The sequence below is a fragment of the Mesorhizobium sp. genome (assembly GCF_965229135.1).
In the GTDB taxonomy this organism is placed as follows: Bacteria; Pseudomonadota; Alphaproteobacteria; order Rhizobiales; family Rhizobiaceae; genus Mesorhizobium.
Genome location: NZ_OZ245860.1, coordinates 5,307,403 through 5,327,138, shown reverse-complemented (window position 1 = coordinate 5,327,138; position 19,736 = coordinate 5,307,403). Strand labels below are relative to the sequence as shown.

Annotated in this window: 16 protein-coding genes and 1 pseudogene; 9 read left to right on the top strand and 8 right to left on the bottom strand. The window is 63.6% G+C overall.

Annotated features, from left to right (window positions below; genetic code table 11):
- Window positions 1-7: 7 nt before the first annotated feature.
- The gene (locus tag ACO07C_RS25465) at window positions 8-4,240 is read left to right on the top strand and encodes an NACHT domain-containing protein (protein WP_421916927.1); all 4,233 of its coding nucleotides are present in this window, start codon (window positions 8-10) and stop codon (window positions 4,238-4,240) included.
- A gap of 216 nt (window positions 4,241-4,456) precedes the next feature.
- On the top strand, window positions 4,457-5,521 hold the full coding sequence (locus tag ACO07C_RS25460; protein WP_421917602.1) for an aminopeptidase: 1,065 nt from the start codon (window positions 4,457-4,459) through the stop codon (window positions 5,519-5,521).
- Window positions 5,522-5,680: 159 nt separating this feature from the next.
- Here ACO07C_RS25460 and ACO07C_RS25455 read toward each other — a convergent pair whose 3' ends face one another.
- The 7 genes from ACO07C_RS25455 to ACO07C_RS25425 all read right to left on the bottom strand — a co-directional run bounded on the left by ACO07C_RS25455 (window position 5,681) and on the right by ACO07C_RS25425 (window position 11,919).
- Window positions 5,681-5,926 carry a MoaD/ThiS family protein gene (locus tag ACO07C_RS25455; RefSeq protein WP_421916926.1) on the bottom strand — a complete coding sequence of 82 codons (246 nt, stop codon included), beginning with the start codon at window positions 5,924-5,926 and terminating at the stop codon, window positions 5,681-5,683.
- Between the two features lie 15 nt (window positions 5,927-5,941).
- On the bottom strand, window positions 5,942-8,206 hold the full coding sequence (locus ACO07C_RS25450) for a xanthine dehydrogenase family protein molybdopterin-binding subunit (protein ID WP_421916925.1): 2,265 nt from the start codon (window positions 8,204-8,206) through the stop codon (window positions 5,942-5,944).
- A gap of 2 nt (window positions 8,207-8,208) precedes the next feature.
- Window positions 8,209-8,685 (bottom strand): (2Fe-2S)-binding protein, encoded by a 477-nt coding sequence (locus ACO07C_RS25445; protein ID WP_421916924.1) that lies wholly within the window; start codon window positions 8,683-8,685, stop codon window positions 8,209-8,211.
- The gene (locus tag ACO07C_RS25440; RefSeq protein WP_421916923.1) at window positions 8,685-9,545 is read right to left on the bottom strand and encodes an FAD binding domain-containing protein; all 861 of its coding nucleotides are present in this window, start codon (window positions 9,543-9,545) and stop codon (window positions 8,685-8,687) included. Before ACO07C_RS25440 ends, ACO07C_RS25445 begins: the two co-directional genes overlap by 1 nt.
- Before the next feature lie 182 nt (window positions 9,546-9,727).
- Window positions 9,728-10,360 (bottom strand): class I SAM-dependent methyltransferase, encoded by a 633-nt coding sequence (locus ACO07C_RS25435; protein ID WP_421916922.1) that lies wholly within the window; start codon window positions 10,358-10,360, stop codon window positions 9,728-9,730.
- Between the two features lie 149 nt (window positions 10,361-10,509).
- Complete coding sequence (locus ACO07C_RS25430; protein ID WP_421916921.1) at window positions 10,510-11,109, bottom strand: NADPH-dependent F420 reductase; 600 nt, start codon at window positions 11,107-11,109, stop codon at window positions 10,510-10,512.
- A gap of 75 nt (window positions 11,110-11,184) precedes the next feature.
- Window positions 11,185-11,919, bottom strand: a complete 735-nt coding sequence (locus ACO07C_RS25425; RefSeq protein ID WP_421916920.1) for an SDR family NAD(P)-dependent oxidoreductase — start codon at window positions 11,917-11,919, stop codon at window positions 11,185-11,187.
- A 282-nt stretch (window positions 11,920-12,201) separates the two neighbouring features.
- Between ACO07C_RS25425 and ACO07C_RS25420 the strand changes: the two genes are divergently transcribed.
- The 4 genes and pseudogenes from ACO07C_RS25420 (at window position 12,202) to ACO07C_RS25405 (ending at window position 15,349) form a co-directional block, all read left to right on the top strand.
- On the top strand, window positions 12,202-13,086 hold the full coding sequence (locus ACO07C_RS25420) for a LysR family transcriptional regulator (protein ID WP_421916919.1): 885 nt from the start codon (window positions 12,202-12,204) through the stop codon (window positions 13,084-13,086).
- Between the two features lie 287 nt (window positions 13,087-13,373).
- Window positions 13,374-14,413 (top strand): annotated as a pseudogene (locus ACO07C_RS25415) (sensor histidine kinase).
- Window positions 14,414-14,417: 4 nt separating this feature from the next.
- A complete protein-coding gene (locus ACO07C_RS25410; protein ID WP_421917601.1) occupies window positions 14,418-14,822 on the top strand; it encodes a response regulator in 405 nt (134 codons plus the stop codon).
- Between the two features lie 140 nt (window positions 14,823-14,962).
- Window positions 14,963-15,349 (top strand): response regulator, encoded by a 387-nt coding sequence (locus ACO07C_RS25405; protein WP_421916918.1) that lies wholly within the window; start codon window positions 14,963-14,965, stop codon window positions 15,347-15,349.
- A 240-nt stretch (window positions 15,350-15,589) separates the two neighbouring features.
- Here ACO07C_RS25405 and ACO07C_RS25400 read toward each other — a convergent pair whose 3' ends face one another.
- Window positions 15,590-16,441 carry a helix-turn-helix domain-containing protein gene (locus ACO07C_RS25400; protein ID WP_421916917.1) on the bottom strand — a complete coding sequence of 284 codons (852 nt, stop codon included), beginning with the start codon at window positions 16,439-16,441 and terminating at the stop codon, window positions 15,590-15,592.
- A 180-nt stretch (window positions 16,442-16,621) separates the two neighbouring features.
- Between ACO07C_RS25400 and ACO07C_RS25395 the strand changes: the two genes are divergently transcribed.
- The 3 genes from ACO07C_RS25395 (at window position 16,622) to ACO07C_RS25385 (ending at window position 19,648) form a co-directional block, all read left to right on the top strand.
- Window positions 16,622-17,386, top strand: a complete 765-nt coding sequence (locus ACO07C_RS25395) for a phytanoyl-CoA dioxygenase family protein (protein WP_421916916.1) — start codon at window positions 16,622-16,624, stop codon at window positions 17,384-17,386.
- A 225-nt stretch (window positions 17,387-17,611) separates the two neighbouring features.
- Window positions 17,612-18,634 (top strand): ABC transporter permease, encoded by a 1,023-nt coding sequence (locus ACO07C_RS25390; protein ID WP_421916915.1) that lies wholly within the window; start codon window positions 17,612-17,614, stop codon window positions 18,632-18,634.
- A 42-nt stretch (window positions 18,635-18,676) separates the two neighbouring features.
- Window positions 18,677-19,648: a sugar ABC transporter substrate-binding protein gene (locus tag ACO07C_RS25385; RefSeq protein WP_421916914.1), complete on the top strand. Its 972-nt coding sequence runs from the start codon at window positions 18,677-18,679 to the stop codon at window positions 19,646-19,648.
- Window positions 19,649-19,736: the final 88 nt, after the last annotated feature.

The following is a 19,736-nucleotide window of genomic DNA, read 5'->3' as shown; positions in this document are numbered from 1 at the left end:
CGGCACCATGAACGTTGGGATCGCTGCGCACATAACAGCCGCGTCTGATGGTTTCGCCCGGTATGACGCCCGTCTGACACGGGAAGAACGAAAAGCGCCAAACAACGGCATATGGCTATGTAGCGACCATGCCCACCAGATTGACCACGACGAAAAGGCATTTCCGGTTGAATTGCTCCACAAATGGAAGAAGGAGGCGGAGGAGCGGGCGTTTGACCAGCTGCTAACGGGTGGTGGTCGCGCTCGCGTAGAGTCTATGGGCACCGAGCTTGCGGAGGCCCTTGAGTATATTCGCCAGCAGCTTGGCATTCCGCAGGGTGAAGACTTGCCCGCCCTGGTGGAGAGAGCACGTTCTGCCGCACAACTTCACATCGAGACGTTTGCCCACCAGGGTCCCGCGCATGCGGTATCGCTTTCTTTGACGGCCGCCTCGTCGCGAGGAAAATCATTCACCCACGTTGAGATGGCAGCAGCGCTCCGGTCCTGTGGCATTCTGGAACTTGTGGCCGAACCGGGTCAGGGCAAGTCGACCACATTGATTCAGGTCGGTGCCAAATTACTGGAAAGCGGTCCTGTGCCGCTGTTGGTCCCGCTTGCCGAAGTCATCCCGAGTGCGGACGACCTCTTTTCATGGATAGCTGGCCGCCAAGTTTTTGCAGGCGTGAGATCCGAGCACCTGAAGTTTCTCGCGGCACACGGCGAGTTGGCATTCCTGTTGGATGGCTGGAACGAGGTGACACCGGCTGCCCGGCTGGCTCTCATCAGAACCCTTCGGACCCTTCGGCGTGAATTCCCGCTTCTAGTCGTTTGCATAACCACGCGCCCTCAGGCTGTAGCGGTACCGTTTGTGGCTCGGACAATTCACATTGAGACGCTCTCCGACGAGTTGCAGGAAGAACTGGCCTCCCAACATGGAAGTGTCGGGCAGGATTTGCTTGATCGCGTTCGCAGAACGTCGGGCGTTCGGGACCTTGCCCGGGTGCCTTTTTATCTTCAGGCTCTCCTGCATGTAGGAGATGCCGGTGCCTTGCCTACAACCAAGGAAGGCACGATTTCGCTGCTGGTGGAGCAGCACGAGGATATTCCCGAACGAGAGGAGCAACTACGACAAACCATGCTGGGGCAGCACCGTCGTTATTTGGGTGACTTGGCCGTCTCTATGATGCGAGCGCGGACGACGGCGCTGGATGAGACGGCAGCCCGACAATCCCTGCGGATAACCAACACGAATTTATTGATGGAAGGGCTGGTTCAGAACGCCCCGGAACCTGCGAGCATCCTCGAGACCCTTGTCGCCACGCACGTCTTGGTTCATGGCGAAGGCGAGACGTACTCATTTCAGCACCAACAGTTCCAAGAGTGGTATGCCGCCGGGCATGTCGCGGCAATGATGTGTGGGCTTCCCAAGGAGGCCGGGATCGACAGCGCCTTTGCCCAAGAAATTCTGAACGACCGCATGTGGGAAGAGGCAATTCTGTTCGCCTGTGAGCGGCTGGCTGCGGATGAACTTGGTGTCGCCATAGTGGGACAGGTGGCGAGGCTCGCGATATCGGTGGGACCGATGCTCGCAGCTGAAATCGTGTACCGGTCAGGCGATGCCGTTTGGGACTTGGTGGCGCCCGACGTGGAGACTTTTGCACGTGCATGGCACCAGGCCAATCACGTGGATTTGGCTGTCGGATTCATGATGAAGACTGGCCGGGGTGCTTTTGCCGACTTGGTTTGGCCGCTAGTTTCCAACTCAAGCGAACAGATCCAAAGCGAGGCCCTCCACATGGGCGATCGTATCCGGCCGTCTGTCTTCGGGACCCACCTGCGGGACGATTACGAGCATCTGGAGGAGCGGGTGCGGGGAAGGCTCGTCTCCGGCCTCATCTTCGGGGGCGGCATTGAAGGTCTCGAGGTCGCGTCCGACCTCGCAAAGAGAGACCCTAGCGTGGCCGTAAAATCAGAGGCGATTGAGGCCCTACTTTTTCGTGGCGCCACCAGACAGGCGAGTTCGGTACTCGATGGCGCGGATGTTGAGGTTTGGCGGCGGGTTGCCGAACAAGACTATTTCGATGGGCTAACCGCACCTCATGTCTTTAGCCGCCTGAAAGAGCTGCAGGAAGAGGATGCCAATTCCAACCGCAACCCGGCCCGTAACCTCCATCGCGTTGCCCGCAGGGCGGAAATTTCGGGGGATGTCACAGACCTCGCTGCAATCCTCCGTGACGAAAATCTCGACCTCCGCGCAGACCACATCGCAGCCGCATTCCATCAGGCGAATAGCGTGTTTCCCGACGTCGTTGCGGCAGCGATGAAGGAACGGATTTTGGCCGGCTTGTCGTTGCCCTTCCGGGTCCAAGGACATCTTTCTCCGCAACCAGTCAGCGAGGAAGCGGCCTTATCGAAAATGGTCGCTGGCAGTCAGAAAATCGACGAGCAGACGAGCGGTGCTCTCTTCCTCGTGGGTTCGAGCATTATTACCGGGATGATAGGCGACTTTCTCGCGCTGAAGCGGAAGGTCTATGTGAGCGGCAGGCCTTCGTCATTCGACTGCGCACCTCTGGGGCTACTTCGGGACAAAATCTCCGGGACGCGCCCGGAAGCGTTTGTAGAAGCAATCGTGTCGTTTTCAGCCAACCAAGAATATCGCGACATTGAGGCCCTCGCCAACCTCATAACCGTGCACGGCAAACACGGAACGAACGAGAGACTGGACGACGTTTCGGTCGAAAGCCGTCGCAGGCTCGTTCAGACGTTGAACGGGTGGGCGGCTTGTCTGCTGAGTTCGGGCCCGCCTTCTCGGCACGACATGGCCGAAGTCGTGGATGCCATGCGGCGAGTACCTGACCCATCGCAAATGAAATGGGTCTCAACATTCCTGCATGAAGACCTTCAGCAGCGGGACGCTCTCAAGGCGTCGGCCAAGGACGGTCGCAACCAAGCGGCGCTTAACGAGTGGCGCATCAGCCATGCCCTGTCGTACCGGCAGGCGCTCTACGAAATTGGCTCAGACGAGGCGTATGAAGTCGCAAAATCGCTCTTGCGGCATCCGGAGTTTGGCCACGACGCAGCTATTGCGCTCCGGCTCATCGCAATGCCTGCCCTCCTGGAGCAGAGATCCAATGTCTGGCCTGATCTGGATCGCGCTCAGACCGCACGTGAAAGGCGATCAAGCCAGCCTGATCTGTCGTTTGATGCCGCAGAGAGCATGCTGGAAGTAGCGGAAGAGTTGGCAGCGGGCGAACCACCTTTTGGGCGCGCTGTGGCGGTGGCTGCGATCGCGGTGGTGATGCCGCACAAAGCTCGGCCAGAGTTAATGGCGAAACTTGCCGGTTTCGAGGTGATGTCACACATCAAGCTCGACCTCTTTAACGGGATGATTGTCGGCGGACTTGTCCCCTCGGCCGACTTAGTCCTTCAGGAATTTCGCAAGGTGTTGGCTGACAAGGATAACAGGTGGTGGGATGACCAGACCTCCTACGCGGTGTTGAGTTGGCTGAAAGTGTTTCCGAACACCGATCGTCCGGTCTCCGTTTTTGACGCTTTGTGTCTCATTCCCGAAAAGAACATTTCGAGATGGCGGATCAGGGATATCCTGCCTCAACTGAGGCTCCTCGACGATGAAACCAGAGCGGGCATCCTGCGTGAGTTTGCCGTGAGATATCCAACGTTGCTGTCGGAGCATGGGTGGTTCGACCAGGTGCGAAAGCTAGGATTCCGCCCAGCAATTGACTTGCTTCTGCAGGGGGTGGAAGGCGATCTCGGCAAGGGCTTCGACCTCAGCGCGGGTCACTTCTTATTACCTGAACAACTTGCCTACGCCATGGCGGAGGGCGACCTTCCCTATGCTTTCGAGAAGCTGGCTGCAGCGCGCTCCGAGGGCGCAAAGGCGCTGGTTTTCTCGGTCATTTTGAAGACCTCTTCTGTAGAGGGACTAATCGCCGCCACTGAGTCCCCGGTGGGTCGGCAGACCGTACGCCGACAGGGAGAGCGCGGTGTACAGGACATGATTTATGCCAAAGAGCCTCACAGAGCTGATGGCACGTCCTATGAGCTTAGGCCGCGCAATGCTTCTGAGGTTAGGAAGCGACTGTTTGCGTTGACCATCTCTCCCGACAAGGATCAGGCGGCGTTCGCCGTGGATTACCTGACTCGCATCGACGCGCTGCGAAAGGACCATGGCGCAGTTGAGGATGAGCCTAGGCATCCTGATATCGGGAGTGGGCGGCCGTGGCCACTAAGGCGAAGGTGAACTGACCCCAATGCAGACCTCGTCATGAGATCAGCGGACCGGCAGCTTTCGGGACGGAGCACCTGGTCGCTGAACGACCGACCTGCGGCCCAAAGCCTACTCCCCCACCCCACCAGCCCTTGACGAAAATCCGCACGCCTGTTTGAGACTGAGCTTGAGACTGGGGCAAATGCGGACATTTGCGCCGTGGGGAGACAAGCCGGCGATGGCCAACCTTTGAAGCGCTTCTTTCACCTGCTCGCCGCCGTCATCCTGGCATCCGCCCTCACTGGCTGCACCAGCGTTTCCTATTACGCGCAGTCGATCGAGGGCCATGTGCGGCTCATGGCGGCGCGGAAGAGTGTCGGGGGGCTGATCAACGATCCTTCGACGCCCAAGGCTTTGCGCGCCAAGCTGACGTCGGCCAGCGCCATACGCCGCTTTGCCACGGATGAGCTGGCGCTGCCCGACAACTCAAGCTACCGCTCCTATGTCGATGTCGGCCGGGACGATGTGACCTACGCCGTCTTCGCCGCGCCGCAATTCGCGCTCGCGCCGGTGACATGGTGCTTTCCGGTTTTCGGCTGCGTTCCCTACCGGGGGTATTTTTCGCTGAAAGCCGCGGCCAAAACCGCCGCCGAACTGCGTGGAAAGGGGCTGGACGTCTATGTGTCGGGCATCACCGCCTATTCGACGCTGGGCTGGTTCAGCGACCCATTGCTCAGCACCATGCTGCGCCAGGACGACACCTCTATCGCCAGCCTCGTCTTCCATGAGCTGGCGCATCAGAAGATCTATGTGAACGGAGATTCCGCCTTCAACGAGGCGTTCGCGGTTTCCGTCGAGACCACCGGCACCAGGAAATGGCTGCGCGCAACGGGAAACCGCGCCGGGTTGCGCCGCTACGAGGCCGACCGCCAGCGCAGCGCGGATTTTCTCGCGCTAGTGGCGAAAACGCGCGACGAGTTGGGCCAGGTCTATGGCAGTCCGCGCAGCGCCGAGACGATGGCGGCCGCGAAGGCAGCCACGATCGACAGGCTGCGTGCGCGCTACCGGCACATGCGCGACAACAGATGGGCGGGATACCGGGGATATGACGGCTGGTTCGACAGCCCGATCAACAACGCAAAGCTCGCCGCGACCGCCGTCTACGGCGAACAGGTTCCGGCGTTCCTACGCCTGCACGAATTGTGCGGAGGCGATTATCCCAGGTTCTATGCCGCCGTGCGCAGGATCGCGGCCCTGCCCCAGCCTTCGCGCGCCGAGGCGCTGAAGACGGCGACTACGTGTGATGGACACTGACGAGCAAGCAGCCCGCCGCACCGGCCCAACCGGGCAATGGCGGCTCGGGCGGTCAATCGCATAGGGCGCTCTCCGTCCCGGCTTCGCCGAGCCACCCCGCCCCACCTTCGGCGGGGGCGAGGAAAAGCCAGCCATTCGGGTTCATGGCGCCTTGTGCCGCTATCCTCCGGCAAGGCGCGGAAGCAGGAAGATTTCCGCGCCTTTTGGCAATTCCTTCGACCAGGTGTCGCGATAGATCGTCCCGTCGATGGCGACGGCGATGCCGCGGTCGAGCAGCGGCGCGAGGCCGGGATACTGTTCAGCCAGCTTCCTGAACAGCTCCCTGATGTCCTTGGCCTCCACCTCGACCTTGTCCTTGCCGCCGGCAAGCTGGCCGAGCGCGCCCCAGAGCGTGACTTCGACCATCGGCGCGCCCCTGCCCTAGCGTCCCCGTTCCGCCTCGATCGCCGCCAGGATGCGCGGCGGCGACATCGGAATATGCGTCATGCGCACGCCGGCCGCGTTCGAAACCGCATTGGCGATCGCCGCCAGCGGCGGCACGATCGACGTCTCGCCGACGCCGCGCACGCCATAGGGGTGGTTGGGGTTGGGAATCTCGAGGATCTGCGTGTCGATCATCGGCAGGTCGGAGCAGACCGGGATGCGGTAGTCGAGGAAGCCCGCGTTCTGCAGGCGTCCGTCCTTGCCGTAGATATACTCCTCGTTGAGCGCCCAGCCGATGCCTTGCGCCGCGCCGCCCTGGTACTGGCCCTCGACATAGGTCGGGTGCACCGCCTTGCCGGCATCCTGCACCACGGTGTAGCGGATCACCCTGGTCGAGCCGGTCTCCGGGTCGACCTCGATGTCGCATATATGGGTGGCGAAGGAGACGCCGGCGCCGTCGGCGACAAGCTCGCTGTGGCCGGCGATAGGCCCCCCGGTCTTGCCGGATTCAAGCGCGATCTCCTTCAGCGACAGCTTGCCGAGATTGCCGTGCTTCTCGCCCTTGGCGACCGCATGGCCCTGTTCCCAGACCACCTCGTCGACGGAAATGTCCCACATCTGCGCGGCGCGCTCGCGCAGGATCTTGATCGCGTTGCGCGCCGCCGAGATCGTCGCCATCGAGGAGGAGAAGGTGCCGCGGCTGCCATCGGTCATGTCGTTGTAGCCCAGGCTCGACGTGTCCGCGACGATGGCCTTGACCTGCGAATAGTCGATGCCGAGCTCCTCCGCCGCGACCAGCGACAGTGACGCGCGCGAACCGCCGACATCGACCGTGCCGACCGCCAGAGAGACCGAGCCGTCCATGCCGATGTTCAGGTCGGTGCAGGTCTGGCCGCCGAAATTGAACCAGAAGCCGCAGGCCATGCCCCTGCCCTGGTTCTTGCCGAGAGGCGCCTTCATGTGCGGATGATTCTTGGCCGCCTCCAGTGTCGGGCCGATGCCGATCGGCCCATAGACCGGGCCGTAGGACGACCTTGTGCCTTCCTGGGCGGCGTTCCTGATGCGGAACTCGACCGGGTCCATGCCGATCTCCTTGGCCAGCTCGTCGACAGCACTTTCCACCGCGAACGCCGCCATCGGCGCCGAGGGCGCGCGATAGGCCGCCGTCTTCGGCCGGTTGACCAGCACCTCGTAGCCGACCGTCTTGACGTTATCGAGCTTGTAGCAGGCGAAGGCCGTCATGGCGCCGACCTCGGCCCAGCTGCCGGCATAGGGGCCGCTCGAGTAGCGCAGGGTCGCCTCGGCGGCGGTGATGGTGCCGTCCTTGCGGGCGCCGATCTTGACGTCGATCGAGGTGGCGCTGGTCGGGCCCGAGGCGCGGAACACCTCGTCGCGGGTCATCACCAGCTTCACCGGGCGCCCGGCCTTGCGCGACAGGGCAAGCGCCACCGGTTCGGCCCAGACATGGGTCTTGCCGCCAAAGCCGCCGCCGATCTCCGAGGAGGTCACGCGCAGCTTCGAGGCTTCCATGCCCAGCAGCTGGGCGCAGTGCTGGCGGTAGACGAAATGGCCCTGCGTGCAGACCCAGAGATCGGCGGTGCCGTCTGACGAGACGCTCGCCACGCAGGCATGCGGCTCGATATAGCCCTGGTGCGTCTGCTCGGTCTTGAAGGAGCGCTCGACGATGAAATCGGCTTGGCCGAAACCCTGGTGGACATCGCCATGGCCGAACTGGCTGCGCTTGGTGACGTTGGAGGGCTTTACCGGCTTTTCCTCGAGCCCTTCGGTGAAGATGGCGTCGTTGATGAGCGGGGCGTGGTGCCGCATCGCCTCGTCGACATCGGTGACATGCGGCAGAAGCTCGTAGTCGACCTCGATCAGCTTCAGCGCCTGCCTGGCCGTGCGGGCATCGACAGCGGCCACCGCGGCCACCGCATGGCCGTCATAGAGCGCCTTGGCGCGCGCCATGCAATTGTCGAGGATGTCGTACATGGCGGCATCGCCATTGGTGAGGTCGGGCAGGTCGGCGGCCGTTATCACGGCCTTCACGCCGCTCAGCTTTTCCGCCTTCGACGTGTCGATGCTCCTGATTTTCGCGTGCGCGTGCGGGCTTCTCAAGATCCGCCCGACCAGCTGGCCGGCCATGTTGAAGTCGGCGCCGTAGCGGGCGCGGCCCGTCACCTTGTCGATGCCGTCCGGGCGGATCGGGCGCGTGCCGACGGATGCGAATTTACGCCCGGAAAAACGCGGATCGAAATTCATCTTCAGGCTCCCTTCATCACATGTGCCGCGTCCTGGACGGCGCGCACGATCTTGTCATAGCCGGTGCAGCGGCACAGGTTCCCCGCCAGGCCGAAGCGGATCTCCTCCTCGGTCGGGTCGGGGTTCTTGGCAAGAAGATCCTTGGCCGCGATCAGGAAGCCCGGCGTGCAGATGCCGCATTGCAGGGCCGCGTGTTCGAGGAATTTCTGCTGCAGCGGGTGCAGCTTTTCGCCATGCGCCATGCCCTCGACGGTCTCGACGCGCCGGCCCTCGGCCTCGGCGCCGAGCACCAGGCACGAACAGACCAGCCGGTCGTCGAGGATGATGCTGCAAGCGCCGCAGTCGCCAGTGCCGCAGCCCTCCTTGGCGCCCGTCAGCCCCAGGCGGTCGCGCAGCACGTCGAGCAGCGTCTCGTCAGGCTGGCAGAGATATTCGATGGCGTCGCCATTGATCGTCGTGGAAACCGCTATACCAGCCATCATTTGCCTCCTGCGCGTGCATAGGCGGTCGTCGCGGCCCGCTTGGCCAGCACGCCCGCAACCTTCCGTCTGAAATCGATGGTGCCCCGCTTGTCGTCGATGGGGCGGCAGGCGCCGGAGCAGACCTTGGCGAGCCGCTCGAGAGCCGCCTCGTCCAGCGTCCTGCCGACAAGGGCCTCGGCGGCCTCCTCGACCAGAAGCACGGTGGGCGCGGCCGCACCCAGCGCCACGCGGGCGGCCGTGATCACGCCATGCGCGTCGAGCGTCAGGTTCACGCCGGCGCTGACGACCGCGATGTCCATCTCGGTGCGCGGAATGAAGCGCAGATAGGCATCGCCCGAACGCGGCGCACGGTTGTCGAGCAGGATCGCCTCGATGATCTCGCCCTTGGCCAGCGACGTCCTGCCCGGCGCGGTCGGCACGCTTTCCACGGCGATCGTGCGCTTGCCCGCCGGCCCGACGACCACCGCGCGCGCGCCCGCCGCAACCAGCGCCGGGACGCTGTCGGCGGCCGGCGAGGCGTTGCAGAGATTGCCTGTGATGGTGCAGCGTCCCTGCACCTGCTTGGAGCCGATCAGCTTGGCCGCTTCGACGACGCCGGGCCATGCTTTGCGCAGGGCCGCGTTCTCGCCCAGGGCGGCGCAGGGCACCGCGGCGCCGATGCTGAAGCCGTCGGCCGTTTCCCGGATCTGGCTCAAGCCTTCGATCGCCTTGATGTCGACGATCAGGTCTGGTTCCACAAACCCGCCCTTCATCCTGACCAGGAGGTCGCTGCCCCCGGCGAGAATGGCGGATGTGCCGGCCGATCCGGCCAGCAGGCCAACGGCATCTTCGATTGAAAGCGGACGTATGTAACGCATCGTCTCCCCTTGTAGGCCATAGCGATTTCGCCGACCGTTATAAACAATCACCTCATAAAGGCCATCCGGTTACTTGGCCAAGGCGATTGGGCCAAGCACCCGGCCGGAGCGACCCGCAATCGGTCATCGCGCTTGCCGAGACCGCCTCTCGAAAGGGAACCGACCTCGCCTTTGGGAGTGGGTCAGATCTTCACGAACCGATAGACGAACCGATCGGTCTCGCCCTTGATCGAGGGATCGAACACCTTGACCGAGTGCGAATCGTCGGTCTTCGCGAGAATGCTGCTTTGCGCGTCCAGTACGAAGCCGGCCGCCTCCACCTCCTCGCGGACGGAAGCAGGGTCGATCCGATGCAGCGACTGGGTGTCGCTCGTTCCTGTCCCGGCGGCGGCGGCGTGGTCGACGATGACGTAGGAACCGCCGGGCTTCAGCCGCTCATGCACGGCGCGATTGAACCGGGCCGCCGTCGCGCCCTTCTTCTGCATCAGCGCGGTGTGGAGATCGTGGTAGAACAGGTGCAGCCACAGCACATCCGCTGGCTGCGTGACCTCCGGCATTGCCACGAGGTCCGCCGAGACGGCCTCGACGTTCTCTCGGCCGGGCTCCTTCGCGAGCGTCCGCATGAGGCCGACCGGATCGTTCTTGAAGTCGGCGACTTCGGCGGGCACGAAGCTGTAGACGCGTCCTTTTGGTCCAACGATGTCGGAGAAGAGGCGCGTCCAGCCCCCTTCGCCCGGGTAAACGTCAATGACGGTGGAACCCGCTTCCACACGTGCGAACTTGATCAACTCGGATAGCTTGGATTGGTCGTACATCAGAAATCTCCCTAAGGTTGGATATACCACGAGCGGGCGGTCTGGATGTTCTTCTCGATGCTCATGGGAATGTCTCCATTGCGCAAGGATCGCATCGCGCTCGATCCGATCCGTGCATCGTGGCCTTGCCGGTTGGCATGTCGTGTCCGTCAGTCGAACTTGACCAGGTCCTTGAAGATCAGCCGACCCCAGCTGTTGCCGCGCGCCTGGACCAGCAGTCCGCCTTCCGACAGCCCGCCAAGTTTGATCGGCGAGAAACCGAGCTTTTCCGCGAGCGCACCAATGTCCGCCGCGGCGGCGTCATCGTCGCTCGCCAGGAACACGACTCTCCTGCCGCCATGCACGGCCGGGTCCTGGTCAAGGACGGCGGCGCCCAGATGGTTGAAGCCCTTGACCAGCCTCGCACCCGGAAAAGCCTGCGCGATGAACCTGGAAGAAGGTTGTCCTCCCAGTGTCTCGGGAGGCACGCCGTAGGCATTGGTCACATCGACGATGGTCTTCCCCTGCCAGGTGGCGAGCGCCTTCGCGACCTCCGCGTGCGCCTCGAAACGGACAGCCAGGAAGATGATGTCGGCCTTGACGGCTTCCGCCAGCGTTTTGGGAATGATCGTGGGTCCGATCGCGGCCGCGTCGGCTGCAAAGCTTTCAGGGTCGCGCGTGGTCGCGACGGACACGTCGATGCCCTTGCGGGCAAACGCCTTGGCCAGGGCCTTGCCGATATTGCCGAAGCCGATGATTGCGTATCTCATATGTATTCTCCTTGGGTTGTCGTGCCCTGCGACGCTCCGAACGATCAAATGGAGCGCCCGGACGGGTGTCGTGGGTCAGAGTTGCGCCAGGCCGCCATCGACGGCGACCTCGCTGGCGGTCATGAAGCTGCTGTCCGGCGAGGCGAGGAAGGCGGCCACCGCCGCGATCTCCGCGGGATCGGCCATGCGCTGCAGCGGAGTCATTGAGGCGAAGACCTTCTGGCCCTCCTCGCCCAGCGCTTCCTTCGCGAGTTCGGTCGCCGTCGCCCCGGGCGACAACACGTTGACCCTGATGCCGGTGCCCTTCAGGTCCGCCGCCCAGGTCCGCGCGAGATTGCGCACCGCCGCCTTGCTCGCGCTGTAGGCGGTGAATCCAGGGGCGCCCGTGGTGCCGGCGCTCGACCCGGTCAGGATGATCGAACCGCCCGGCCCCATCAGCGGCAACGCCTTCTGGACCGTGAAGATCGTGCCTTTCACATTGGTGTCGAAGGTTTCGTCAATGTGCCCGGCGGTGATCTGGCCGAGCGGAAGCGGACTTCCCGCCCCGGCATTGGCGAAGACGACATCGAGGCTTCCGCGCTCGGCCTTCACGGCCGCGTAGAGCCGGTCGAGGTCGGCCTCATCCGAGACCGAGCCCTTCACCGCGCGGGCATTGTGCCCGAGGTCCGCCACGGCGACGTCGAGTGCTTCCTGGCGGCGGCCGAAGATGAAGACGAAAGCGCCTTCCTCGACAAAGCGCTTTGCCGCCGCGCGGCCTATGCCGGTGGCGCCGCCGGTGATGACGGCGGTCTTTCCATTCAGTCTGGTCATGACGTGCATCCTTCCAGGCTCGCGCCTTGGTCATTCGGGAACGCCCCGAGACGATCAAGATGGGTCCGCCGGGGTCAGGCGTTGAGTGAGGAAGCACGCACACCGGTGGTGCGAAATCGATCCGGCGTGGCTATAACCGCGCCCACGACGATAAGGTTCCGCCGGCCGGACCTCGCTCGTCGACGAGGGAAGTGATGGTCGCCTTGTTCTGTTGTACGATATGTAAGGGCCTTGGAAGGCGCACCGCGCGGTGCGGGATTGCACCATGATCGACTGGGCACCATGATCGACTGGGATGACGTTCGCCACTTTCTCGCCGTGGCACGCGGAGGCTCGGTGCGCGCCGCCGCCAAGAGCCTCGGCGTCAATCACGCGACCGTGCTGCGGCGCATCGCCCAGCTCGAGGACCGCCTCGGCGCGCACATGTTCGAAAAGCTGCCTTCGGGCTACCGCCTCACGGCCGCGGGCGAGGAGGTCCTTGAGCTCGCGGAACAGATGGAAGCGTCGTCGCACCAGTTGGAGACGCGCGTCCTGGGGCGCGACCAGGGCGTGCGCGGGCTGCTGCGCGTGACGCTGGCGCCGCCGCTCGCGACACACCTGCTGATGCCCGACTTCGCCGATTTCGCGCGTCTGCATCCAGACATCGAGATGGAAATCCTGTCGTCCGGCGAGCTGGCAAATCTGACCAACCGAGAGGCCGACGTCGCGATCCGCGTCGTCTACGACCGCAAGACCCTGCCGCTCAATCTTCATGGCCTGAAGGGACCGGAGCTGTTCGGCGGCGTCTACATGTCGCGCGATCGGCTGGCCGCGTGGCGTGCGGGCGCGCCCGATCCCATCCGGTGGATCGTCATAAGCGTCCACGGCATCCCGGACTGGGCCAGCGAGGGCGAGGTTCGCGCCACCGGGGTTCCATTCCGGACCACGGACAGCGAGGCGCAGATCGCCGCTGTCCGGCAAGGGCTCGGTATGACGACGCTGCCGTGCTTCATCGGCGATGCCGACCCCCTGCTTGCCAGGGTGCCGGGCACCGACCTGCACATGTATGGGACGGTCTGGCTTCTCACGCAGGGAGAGACGCGCAAGACGAAGCGCGTGCGGCTGTTCACCGAGTTCGTATCCCGCAGGCTAGCCGCATACGCGCCGCTTCTCGCGGGACTGTCCTGATCGCGGGACGTCGGTGTGGCGGCCGCCGGCCAGATGATGGAATGGCGGTTTCAGGAGCAAGGAACCCTTGGCGCGAACAGCGGCGGAGCCTGCAAGTACAACTGGCTGAGCGTGTTGCCGTCAATCCCGGTGCAAGAGCAGCCTATGAGGCACGACCGAATTGCATAGCCAGCGACCCACAATGTGATAGGATGGCTCATGTTTTTCGACCGGGCGTGAATTCCGGTCGACCTTCCTGCCGAGTGATGGCTCGCTTCGCGAGCTTTCGGCCCTTGAGGGCCAATTTCATGGCATCCGTTTCAGCATCCCATCTGGAAGCGGCCAGCACACTCGCGGTGGTCGTTGCATCGAACGAACCGCTTCTGTCCTGACCGATGATCTCAGGGTCATTGTTGTCAGTGCTTCTTTTTGCCGGGCCTTCCAGATCGATCCCGCGACCGTTTCAGGCAAATTGCTTTCGGAGATCGGCGCGGGCGAATGGGATATGCCCAAGCTGAACTCGTTGCTGAAGGCAACCGCCTCGGGCAGCGCGAACATCGAGGCTTACGAGATCGACCTGAAGCGGGCGAACCAGAAGACCCGCCAGTTGGTCGTCAACGCGCGCGTGCTCGAAGACGGCGATCCCGACCGGGTTCGCCTCCTGCTGGCTGTAACCGACGTCACCGATGCTCGCGCGGACGCCCGTCAAAAGGACGATCTCATTCGCGACAAGGCAATGCTGATCCAGGAAGTGCAGCACCGGGTCGCCAACAGCTTGCAGATAATCGCGAGCGTGCTGATGCAAAGCGCGCGCAGGGTCCAGTCCGAAGAGGCTCGCGGCCATCTGCATGACGCCCATAACAGGGTCATGTCTATCGCGGCCGTGCAGCGGCACCTCGCCCAGTCCGGCGCGGAGAACGTTTCCCTGCGGACTTATTTTACGCAGTTGAGTGAAAGCCTTGGCGCGTCGATGATCTCGGACAGGAACCGGCTTTCAATCGTCGTTTCCGTCGACGACAGCGTGGTGAAGTCGGACATTTCGATCAGCTTGGGACTGATCGTCACGGAACTGGTGATCAACGCACTCAAGCACGCCTTTCCACGGGAGCGGTCCGGAAAGATCTCGGTCGACTACCGTTCGCACGGTGAGGACTGGACCCTGTCGGTCCGCGATGACGGGATCGGCATGGGCGACAGCGCCTCGAAGGCCGGCCTTGGCACCGGCATCGTCGAGGCGCTTGCCAGGAACTTGCAAAGTGACATCAGCGTCACCGACGCGGATCCCGGAACGCTTGTGTCTGTTACGCACATTGCCGACGTCATCGACAATGTACCGGCGGCAGCATAGCCAGATGACCGATGCACAATTCGGTCCCGCGCGGTCCGGAGACATCGCGGCGAACCGAAAGGCCGTTATTCTGATCGTCGAGGACAACGCCATCATCAGGATGGGCGCGGTCGATCTCGTCGTCCATGCCGGTTACGTGGCGCTTGAGGCCAGCAACGCCGAGGAAGCAATTCGGCTGCTGGAGGCACGAACGGACATCGTTCTTGTGTTCACGGACGTCGGCATACCGGGCACGATGGACGGCATCAAATTGGCCCACTACATCCGTAACAGATGGCCGCCGGTCAAGCTGATCGTCTCCTCCGGCCTGTCAGTCATCGAAAAAGGCCAGCTACCTGAAGGAAGTCACTTTTTTCCCAAGCCCTATAGCGACGGCACGATTGTCGAACAGCTGCGCCGGATGCTGTAACCGATTGACACGCGCCAGGAATCCCAGCGTCTGGCGCATTCTCGGCATATGATCTCGGGCTTCACATCCAGTTGAATGGATTGGATGGAACAAAGTACGGGTCGAAGCCGTAGTGTGGGACTGCCGAGGGGAACATCCGGATGAGCAACGGCGCGGTTCTGATCGTCGAGGATGAGCAGCTCATCTTGCTCGACATCGAGTCGGCGCTGGAAGAAGCCGGCTTCGAAGTCGTGGCAGCCTCAAATGCCGCCCAGGCCCTGGCGGCCTTCGACGCCGAGCCGGGCAAGTTCAGGGGCCTCGTCACCGACATACGCCTGGGGGCGGGCAAATCCGGCTGGGAAGTTGCACGGCATCTGCGCCAGGCCAACCCGACAATACCGGTGATCTACATGAGCGGCGATAGCGCCATCCACTGGGGCGCCGAGGGTGTTCCGGAAAGCATCATGATTACAAAGCCCTTCTTCCTGCCGCAGATTATCACCGCCTTGTCGACGCTGATGAATCAGCAGCATCCCGACAACAGCTGACTTCCCACACTTGGTGATGCCGCGTGCCGACCGCTACATGATGGCCTTTGCGGACCGACCCTTTGCCGACCGACCCTAGGCCGCACGAGGCGCTTGCACCAAAACGTAACCCGCCTGCCGGGATAGCTTCCTGGGTGCGGGGCAACCTCCAGGTGGCCGCATCGGATGTCTGCTTTTGGGCGGCGGCAAGATTGGCCGATACGTCCAAGTTGGGGCGCAAAACCACACTCTTGCCGCCAATCACCGCCCCGGCGCCGCGCTCTGTTCGCTGCGCCGCCAGGCGGCGGGCGAGATGCCGACGGAGCGTTTGAACTCGCGGCCGAAATGATAGACGTCGCAGAAGCCGCAGGCTTCCGCGACCTCGGCCAGCGGCTGCTCGCCCTGCACCAGCATCGACTGCGCCTGCATCAGGCGCTCGCGCATCAGCCATTGGTGCGGGCTGGTGCGCAGGTGCTTCTGGAACAGCCGCCGCATCTGCGAGGCGCCGAGGCCGGTGATGCCGGCAAGGTCGGCGGCCGTCCAGGCGAAGCCCGGCTCGGCGCGCATCGCGTCGAGCGCTGACGCCAGCGGCTTGGGCAGATCGTCATTGCCGGCGCCGTTCACGGCGCGGTCGACCATCAGCAGGAATTCGGCCACCAGCTGGTTGAGCCGCAGGTCGAGACCGGCGTCGCGCCGCCGCAGCGCCGCGAACAGCCGCTCGAACCAGGGCGCGGGACTGGCGGCTTCGATGAAGGCGGCGCGCGGCATGCCCTCGCCGAACAGCTTGCGCCGCAGGATCGCCGGGTCGGGTCCGTCGAGCCGGAACCACAGCAGCGTCCAGGGGTCGGCGGGATCGGCGGAATGCACATGCGGCGCCTCGTTGGCCATCCACACCAGCTGGTTGGGACGTATGTCCAGCCGCTGCCCGAGCGTCTCCACATGGCCCCTCCCCGACACGCAGTAGAGTATGTCCTGGCCAGGGTGAAACGCCCGTTCGATGCGGTAGTCGCGCGCCGCCGCCACCTTGCCGGCGCGCAGCACGCTGAATGCCGTGCGCGTCCATCCGGCCGCCGGCACATAGTGGAAACTTTCGAAGAACGCGGACTTTTCCATGATGCGCGTTTTATACAAAACAACCGCCCACCTGTCCATTTTGTTCACCGCCAGGGGCCGCTATTGTCGCTTTCAACAGGCCGGGGTTTTCGGCGGGCAATAGCCGGAACCCCTTGATATCATGGGCTTTCGCGGCGCTCGGCGCTGGCGGCGGCCCTGTTCGCGAAGGGAGGCGGAACAATGCTCGCGATGACCAGGAATGAAGCGGAAATCTACGCCCGCGACGGATACATCATCCGTCGGGGTCTGCTCAGCGTGCCGGAGGTGGAGGACTTCCGCGATCACGCCCGCAGGCAGCTCGAGGAAGAAAACAAGAGCGGCGCGGTGATGGCCAAGGGCGACAAGGAGGGCAAGACCACTCTCCTCAAGATGTGGACCAAGGCCGAGGACGACAAATACGGCCTTCTGGCCCGCGACGAGCGCATGGTCGACCTGGCCGAGGACGCGGTCGGCAAGCCGATCTACCTCTACAGCCACAAGATGACCATGAAGCAGCCCAACGAGGGCGGCGCCTGGGAATGGCACCAGGATTTCGGCTACTGGTACAATTACGGCTGCCTGGCGCCCGAGATGATGAGCATCTATGTCGCGCTCGACAAGGCGACCCGAGAGAATGGCTGCCTGCAGGTGCTGAAGGGCACGCACAAGCTCGGCCGTCTCAACCACATCCGCGAGAACGACCAGACCAATGTCGAGCAGGAGCACCTTGAAGCGGCGCTGAAGCGCTACGAGCACGTATATGTCGAGATGGAAGCCGGCGACGCGCTGATCTTCGACGGCAACCTGCTACACCGGTCCGACGCCAACCGTTCCGACACGTATCGCTGGGGCTACATCTGTTCCTATAACGCCGTCGAGAACGCGCCGTTCAAGAAGGTTCGCGAATACGGAAATTTCGACGAGTTGCGCAAGGTTCCGGCCGGCTCGTTCCGCAAGGCGTCCTGACGCGGCCAACAACGGCGTGGGCGGCGACGCCCACGTCCCGGTCATCATCCGCGGAAGCCGCGCGCTCTCGAAGATCATGACCGAACAGGGAGATAGAGCCCGATCCTGAATCAGTTTGGGATGGCTCTGAAAGCATCGGCCGGGCGGGAGCTCAGCTCGGTCGATGAAACGAAAGAGTGGCCGCGCTGGTGAGGACCGGCGGGCCACGCTCAGGGAGGATATTGCATGGCCCATGCGGTCAGGACCGGCGCGCGCGCGCCAGCCACCGACCGATTCACGCTGGCGCGGCTTTTGCGGGCGCGCGAGGCAGGTGTGTTCATCGCCCTGCTCGTGCTTTGCCTGTTCCTGTCCTTCGCCACCGATGGATTCCTGACATCGCTGAACCTGCTCAATGTCGGGCGCCAGATCTCCCTGCTCGGGATCATGGCGGTCGGCATGACGTTCGTTTTGATCGCGGGCGAGGTCGACCTGTCGGTCGGCTCGACCTACGCGTTTTCCGGTCTCGCCACCGGCATGCTGATCATCGCCGGCTGGGCGCTGCTGCCCGCCATCGGCGTCGGCCTTCTCACCGGCGTCGCCATCGGCCTCATCAACGGCGTGCTCTCCACCTATGGCCGCCTGCCCTCGCTGATCGCCACGCTCGGCATGCTCTCCATCGTGCGGGGTGCTGCCCTCATCCTGACCAACGGCCAGCCGGTGACGGTCAATCTGCGCAACGGCGCGCTGCCCGAAGTGCTGCAGACCTTCTCCTTCATGGGCCAGGGCTATCTGTTCAGCATCATCCCCATGCAGCTGGTGTTCTTCGTCGTCATCGCCGTCATGGCCTGGCTGGTGCTGTCCTTCTCCAATTTCGGCTTCCGCGTCTATGCCGTCGGCGGCAGCGCCAAGGCGGCGCGCGTTTCCGGCATTTCCGTCAACAAGGTCAAGATCGCGGCCTTCATCCTGATGGGCGTGCTGGCCGCCTTCGCCGGCATACTCAGCATGGCCTTCCTGCCGAGCGGCCAAGCCGGACGCACCGGCGTCGGCCTGGAGCTCGACGTCATCGCCGCCACCATCGTCGGCGGCGCCTCGCTGTCGGGCGGCGAAGGCACCATCCTCGGCACTATCCTTGGCGTGCTCATCATCGGCGTCATGCGCAACGGCCTCGTCCTTATGGGCGTGTCGCCCTTCGTGCAGGAGCTGATGATCGGCCTCGTCATCATCATCGCCGTCGGCATCGACAAATGGAGCACGCGCCGCACGGGCTGATTCCAAAACCTGAACAACCAGAACCAAAAGGGAGGACTATCCATGAACATCAGACACGTCATTCTGGCGGCGGCCATCGGCCTGCTTCCGCTCTCGGCGCATGCCGAATCCAAGCTTGCGGACTTCGCGCTTGCGCCGCGCATCAAGGCCAAGATCGACGCGGGCCAGCCGCTCGACATCTACGTTTCCTACCATGACGTCTCCAACGAATTCGCGCCCTTCATGAAGGCCGGCGTCGAGCGTGCCGCTAAGGACGACAAGGTCGGCGCCCAGTTCATCGGCCCGGTCGGCGCCGATGCCGACGGCCAGATCTCGGAGATCGAAACGCTGATGGGCAAGATGGACGGCCTGGCGATCTCCTCGGTCTCGACCGACGCGCTGGCCCCGGTGATCGATCGCGTCATCGCCGCCGGCATCCCGGTCGTGACCTTCAACACCGACAACCCCGAGAGCAAGCGCCTCGCCTTCGCCGGCCAGGACCTCGTCCAGTCCGGCCGCGAGGCCGGCAAGCTGATGTCGAAAGTGCTGGGCGGCAAGGGCAAGGTGATGATCACCACCATCGACGCCGCCGCGCAGTGGTCGCTCGACCGCGAAAAGGGCGCGCGCGAGGCGCTGAAGGCCGAGCCCGGCATCGAGGTGGTGTCGACGCTCAACACCGGCACCGACCCGCAGAAGATCTATTCGGCGATCGAGAACGCCATGCTTGCCAACCCGTCGATCACGGGCGTGCTGTCGCTGGAGTGCTGCTCGACGCCCGCCGCCGGCACCTGGGTGGAGCGCAACAAGGCCGCCGACAAGGTCAAGGTGGTGGGCTTCGACCTGCTCGACCAGACCGTGCAGCTGGTGCAGGACGGCAATGTCGACGCCACGATCGACCAGGCACCGGAGAAGCAGGGTTTTGCCGCCGTCGACCTGCTGGTGAAATTCCTCAAGGGCCAGCCGATCGACAATGTCGATACCGGCGTCGGCATCTACACCAAGGAAAACATCGCCGAGGTCGTCAAGAAGAAGTAACAGCCAGCTTGGCACGGCCGCCGGTTCCCCATGAGCCGGCGGCCGCTTGCACCAGACGGCGAGCCCCATACAGCCAGCCCCAGACAGC

Excerpts from the sequence above, each read along its gene's own strand:
- ACO07C_RS25465 (WP_421916927.1), top strand. The coding sequence starts at position 8 with ATGAACGTTGGGATCGCTGCGCACATAACAGCCGCGTCTGATGGTTTC.
- ACO07C_RS25455 (WP_421916926.1), bottom strand. The coding sequence starts at position 5,926 with ATGGTCGAAGTCACGCTCTGGGGCGCGCTCGGCCAGCTTGCCGGCGGC.
- ACO07C_RS25450 (WP_421916925.1), bottom strand. The coding sequence starts at position 8,206 with ATGAATTTCGATCCGCGTTTTTCCGGGCGTAAATTCGCATCCGTCGGC.
- ACO07C_RS25445 (WP_421916924.1), bottom strand. The coding sequence starts at position 8,685 with ATGGCTGGTATAGCGGTTTCCACGACGATCAATGGCGACGCCATCGAA.
- ACO07C_RS25440 (WP_421916923.1), bottom strand. The coding sequence starts at position 9,545 with ATGCGTTACATACGTCCGCTTTCAATCGAAGATGCCGTTGGCCTGCTG.
- ACO07C_RS25435 (WP_421916922.1), bottom strand. The coding sequence starts at position 10,360 with ATGTACGACCAATCCAAGCTATCCGAGTTGATCAAGTTCGCACGTGTG.
- ACO07C_RS25430 (WP_421916921.1), bottom strand. The coding sequence starts at position 11,109 with ATGAGATACGCAATCATCGGCTTCGGCAATATCGGCAAGGCCCTGGCC.
- ACO07C_RS25425 (WP_421916920.1), bottom strand. The coding sequence starts at position 11,919 with ATGACCAGACTGAATGGAAAGACCGCCGTCATCACCGGCGGCGCCACC.
- ACO07C_RS25420 (WP_421916919.1), top strand. The coding sequence starts at position 12,202 with ATGATCGACTGGGATGACGTTCGCCACTTTCTCGCCGTGGCACGCGGA.
- ACO07C_RS25410 (WP_421917601.1), top strand. The coding sequence starts at position 14,418 with ATGACCGATGCACAATTCGGTCCCGCGCGGTCCGGAGACATCGCGGCG.
- ACO07C_RS25405 (WP_421916918.1), top strand. The coding sequence starts at position 14,963 with ATGAGCAACGGCGCGGTTCTGATCGTCGAGGATGAGCAGCTCATCTTG.
- ACO07C_RS25400 (WP_421916917.1), bottom strand. The coding sequence starts at position 16,441 with ATGGAAAAGTCCGCGTTCTTCGAAAGTTTCCACTATGTGCCGGCGGCC.
- ACO07C_RS25395 (WP_421916916.1), top strand. The coding sequence starts at position 16,622 with ATGCTCGCGATGACCAGGAATGAAGCGGAAATCTACGCCCGCGACGGA.
- ACO07C_RS25390 (WP_421916915.1), top strand. The coding sequence starts at position 17,612 with ATGGCCCATGCGGTCAGGACCGGCGCGCGCGCGCCAGCCACCGACCGA.
- ACO07C_RS25385 (WP_421916914.1), top strand. The coding sequence starts at position 18,677 with ATGAACATCAGACACGTCATTCTGGCGGCGGCCATCGGCCTGCTTCCG.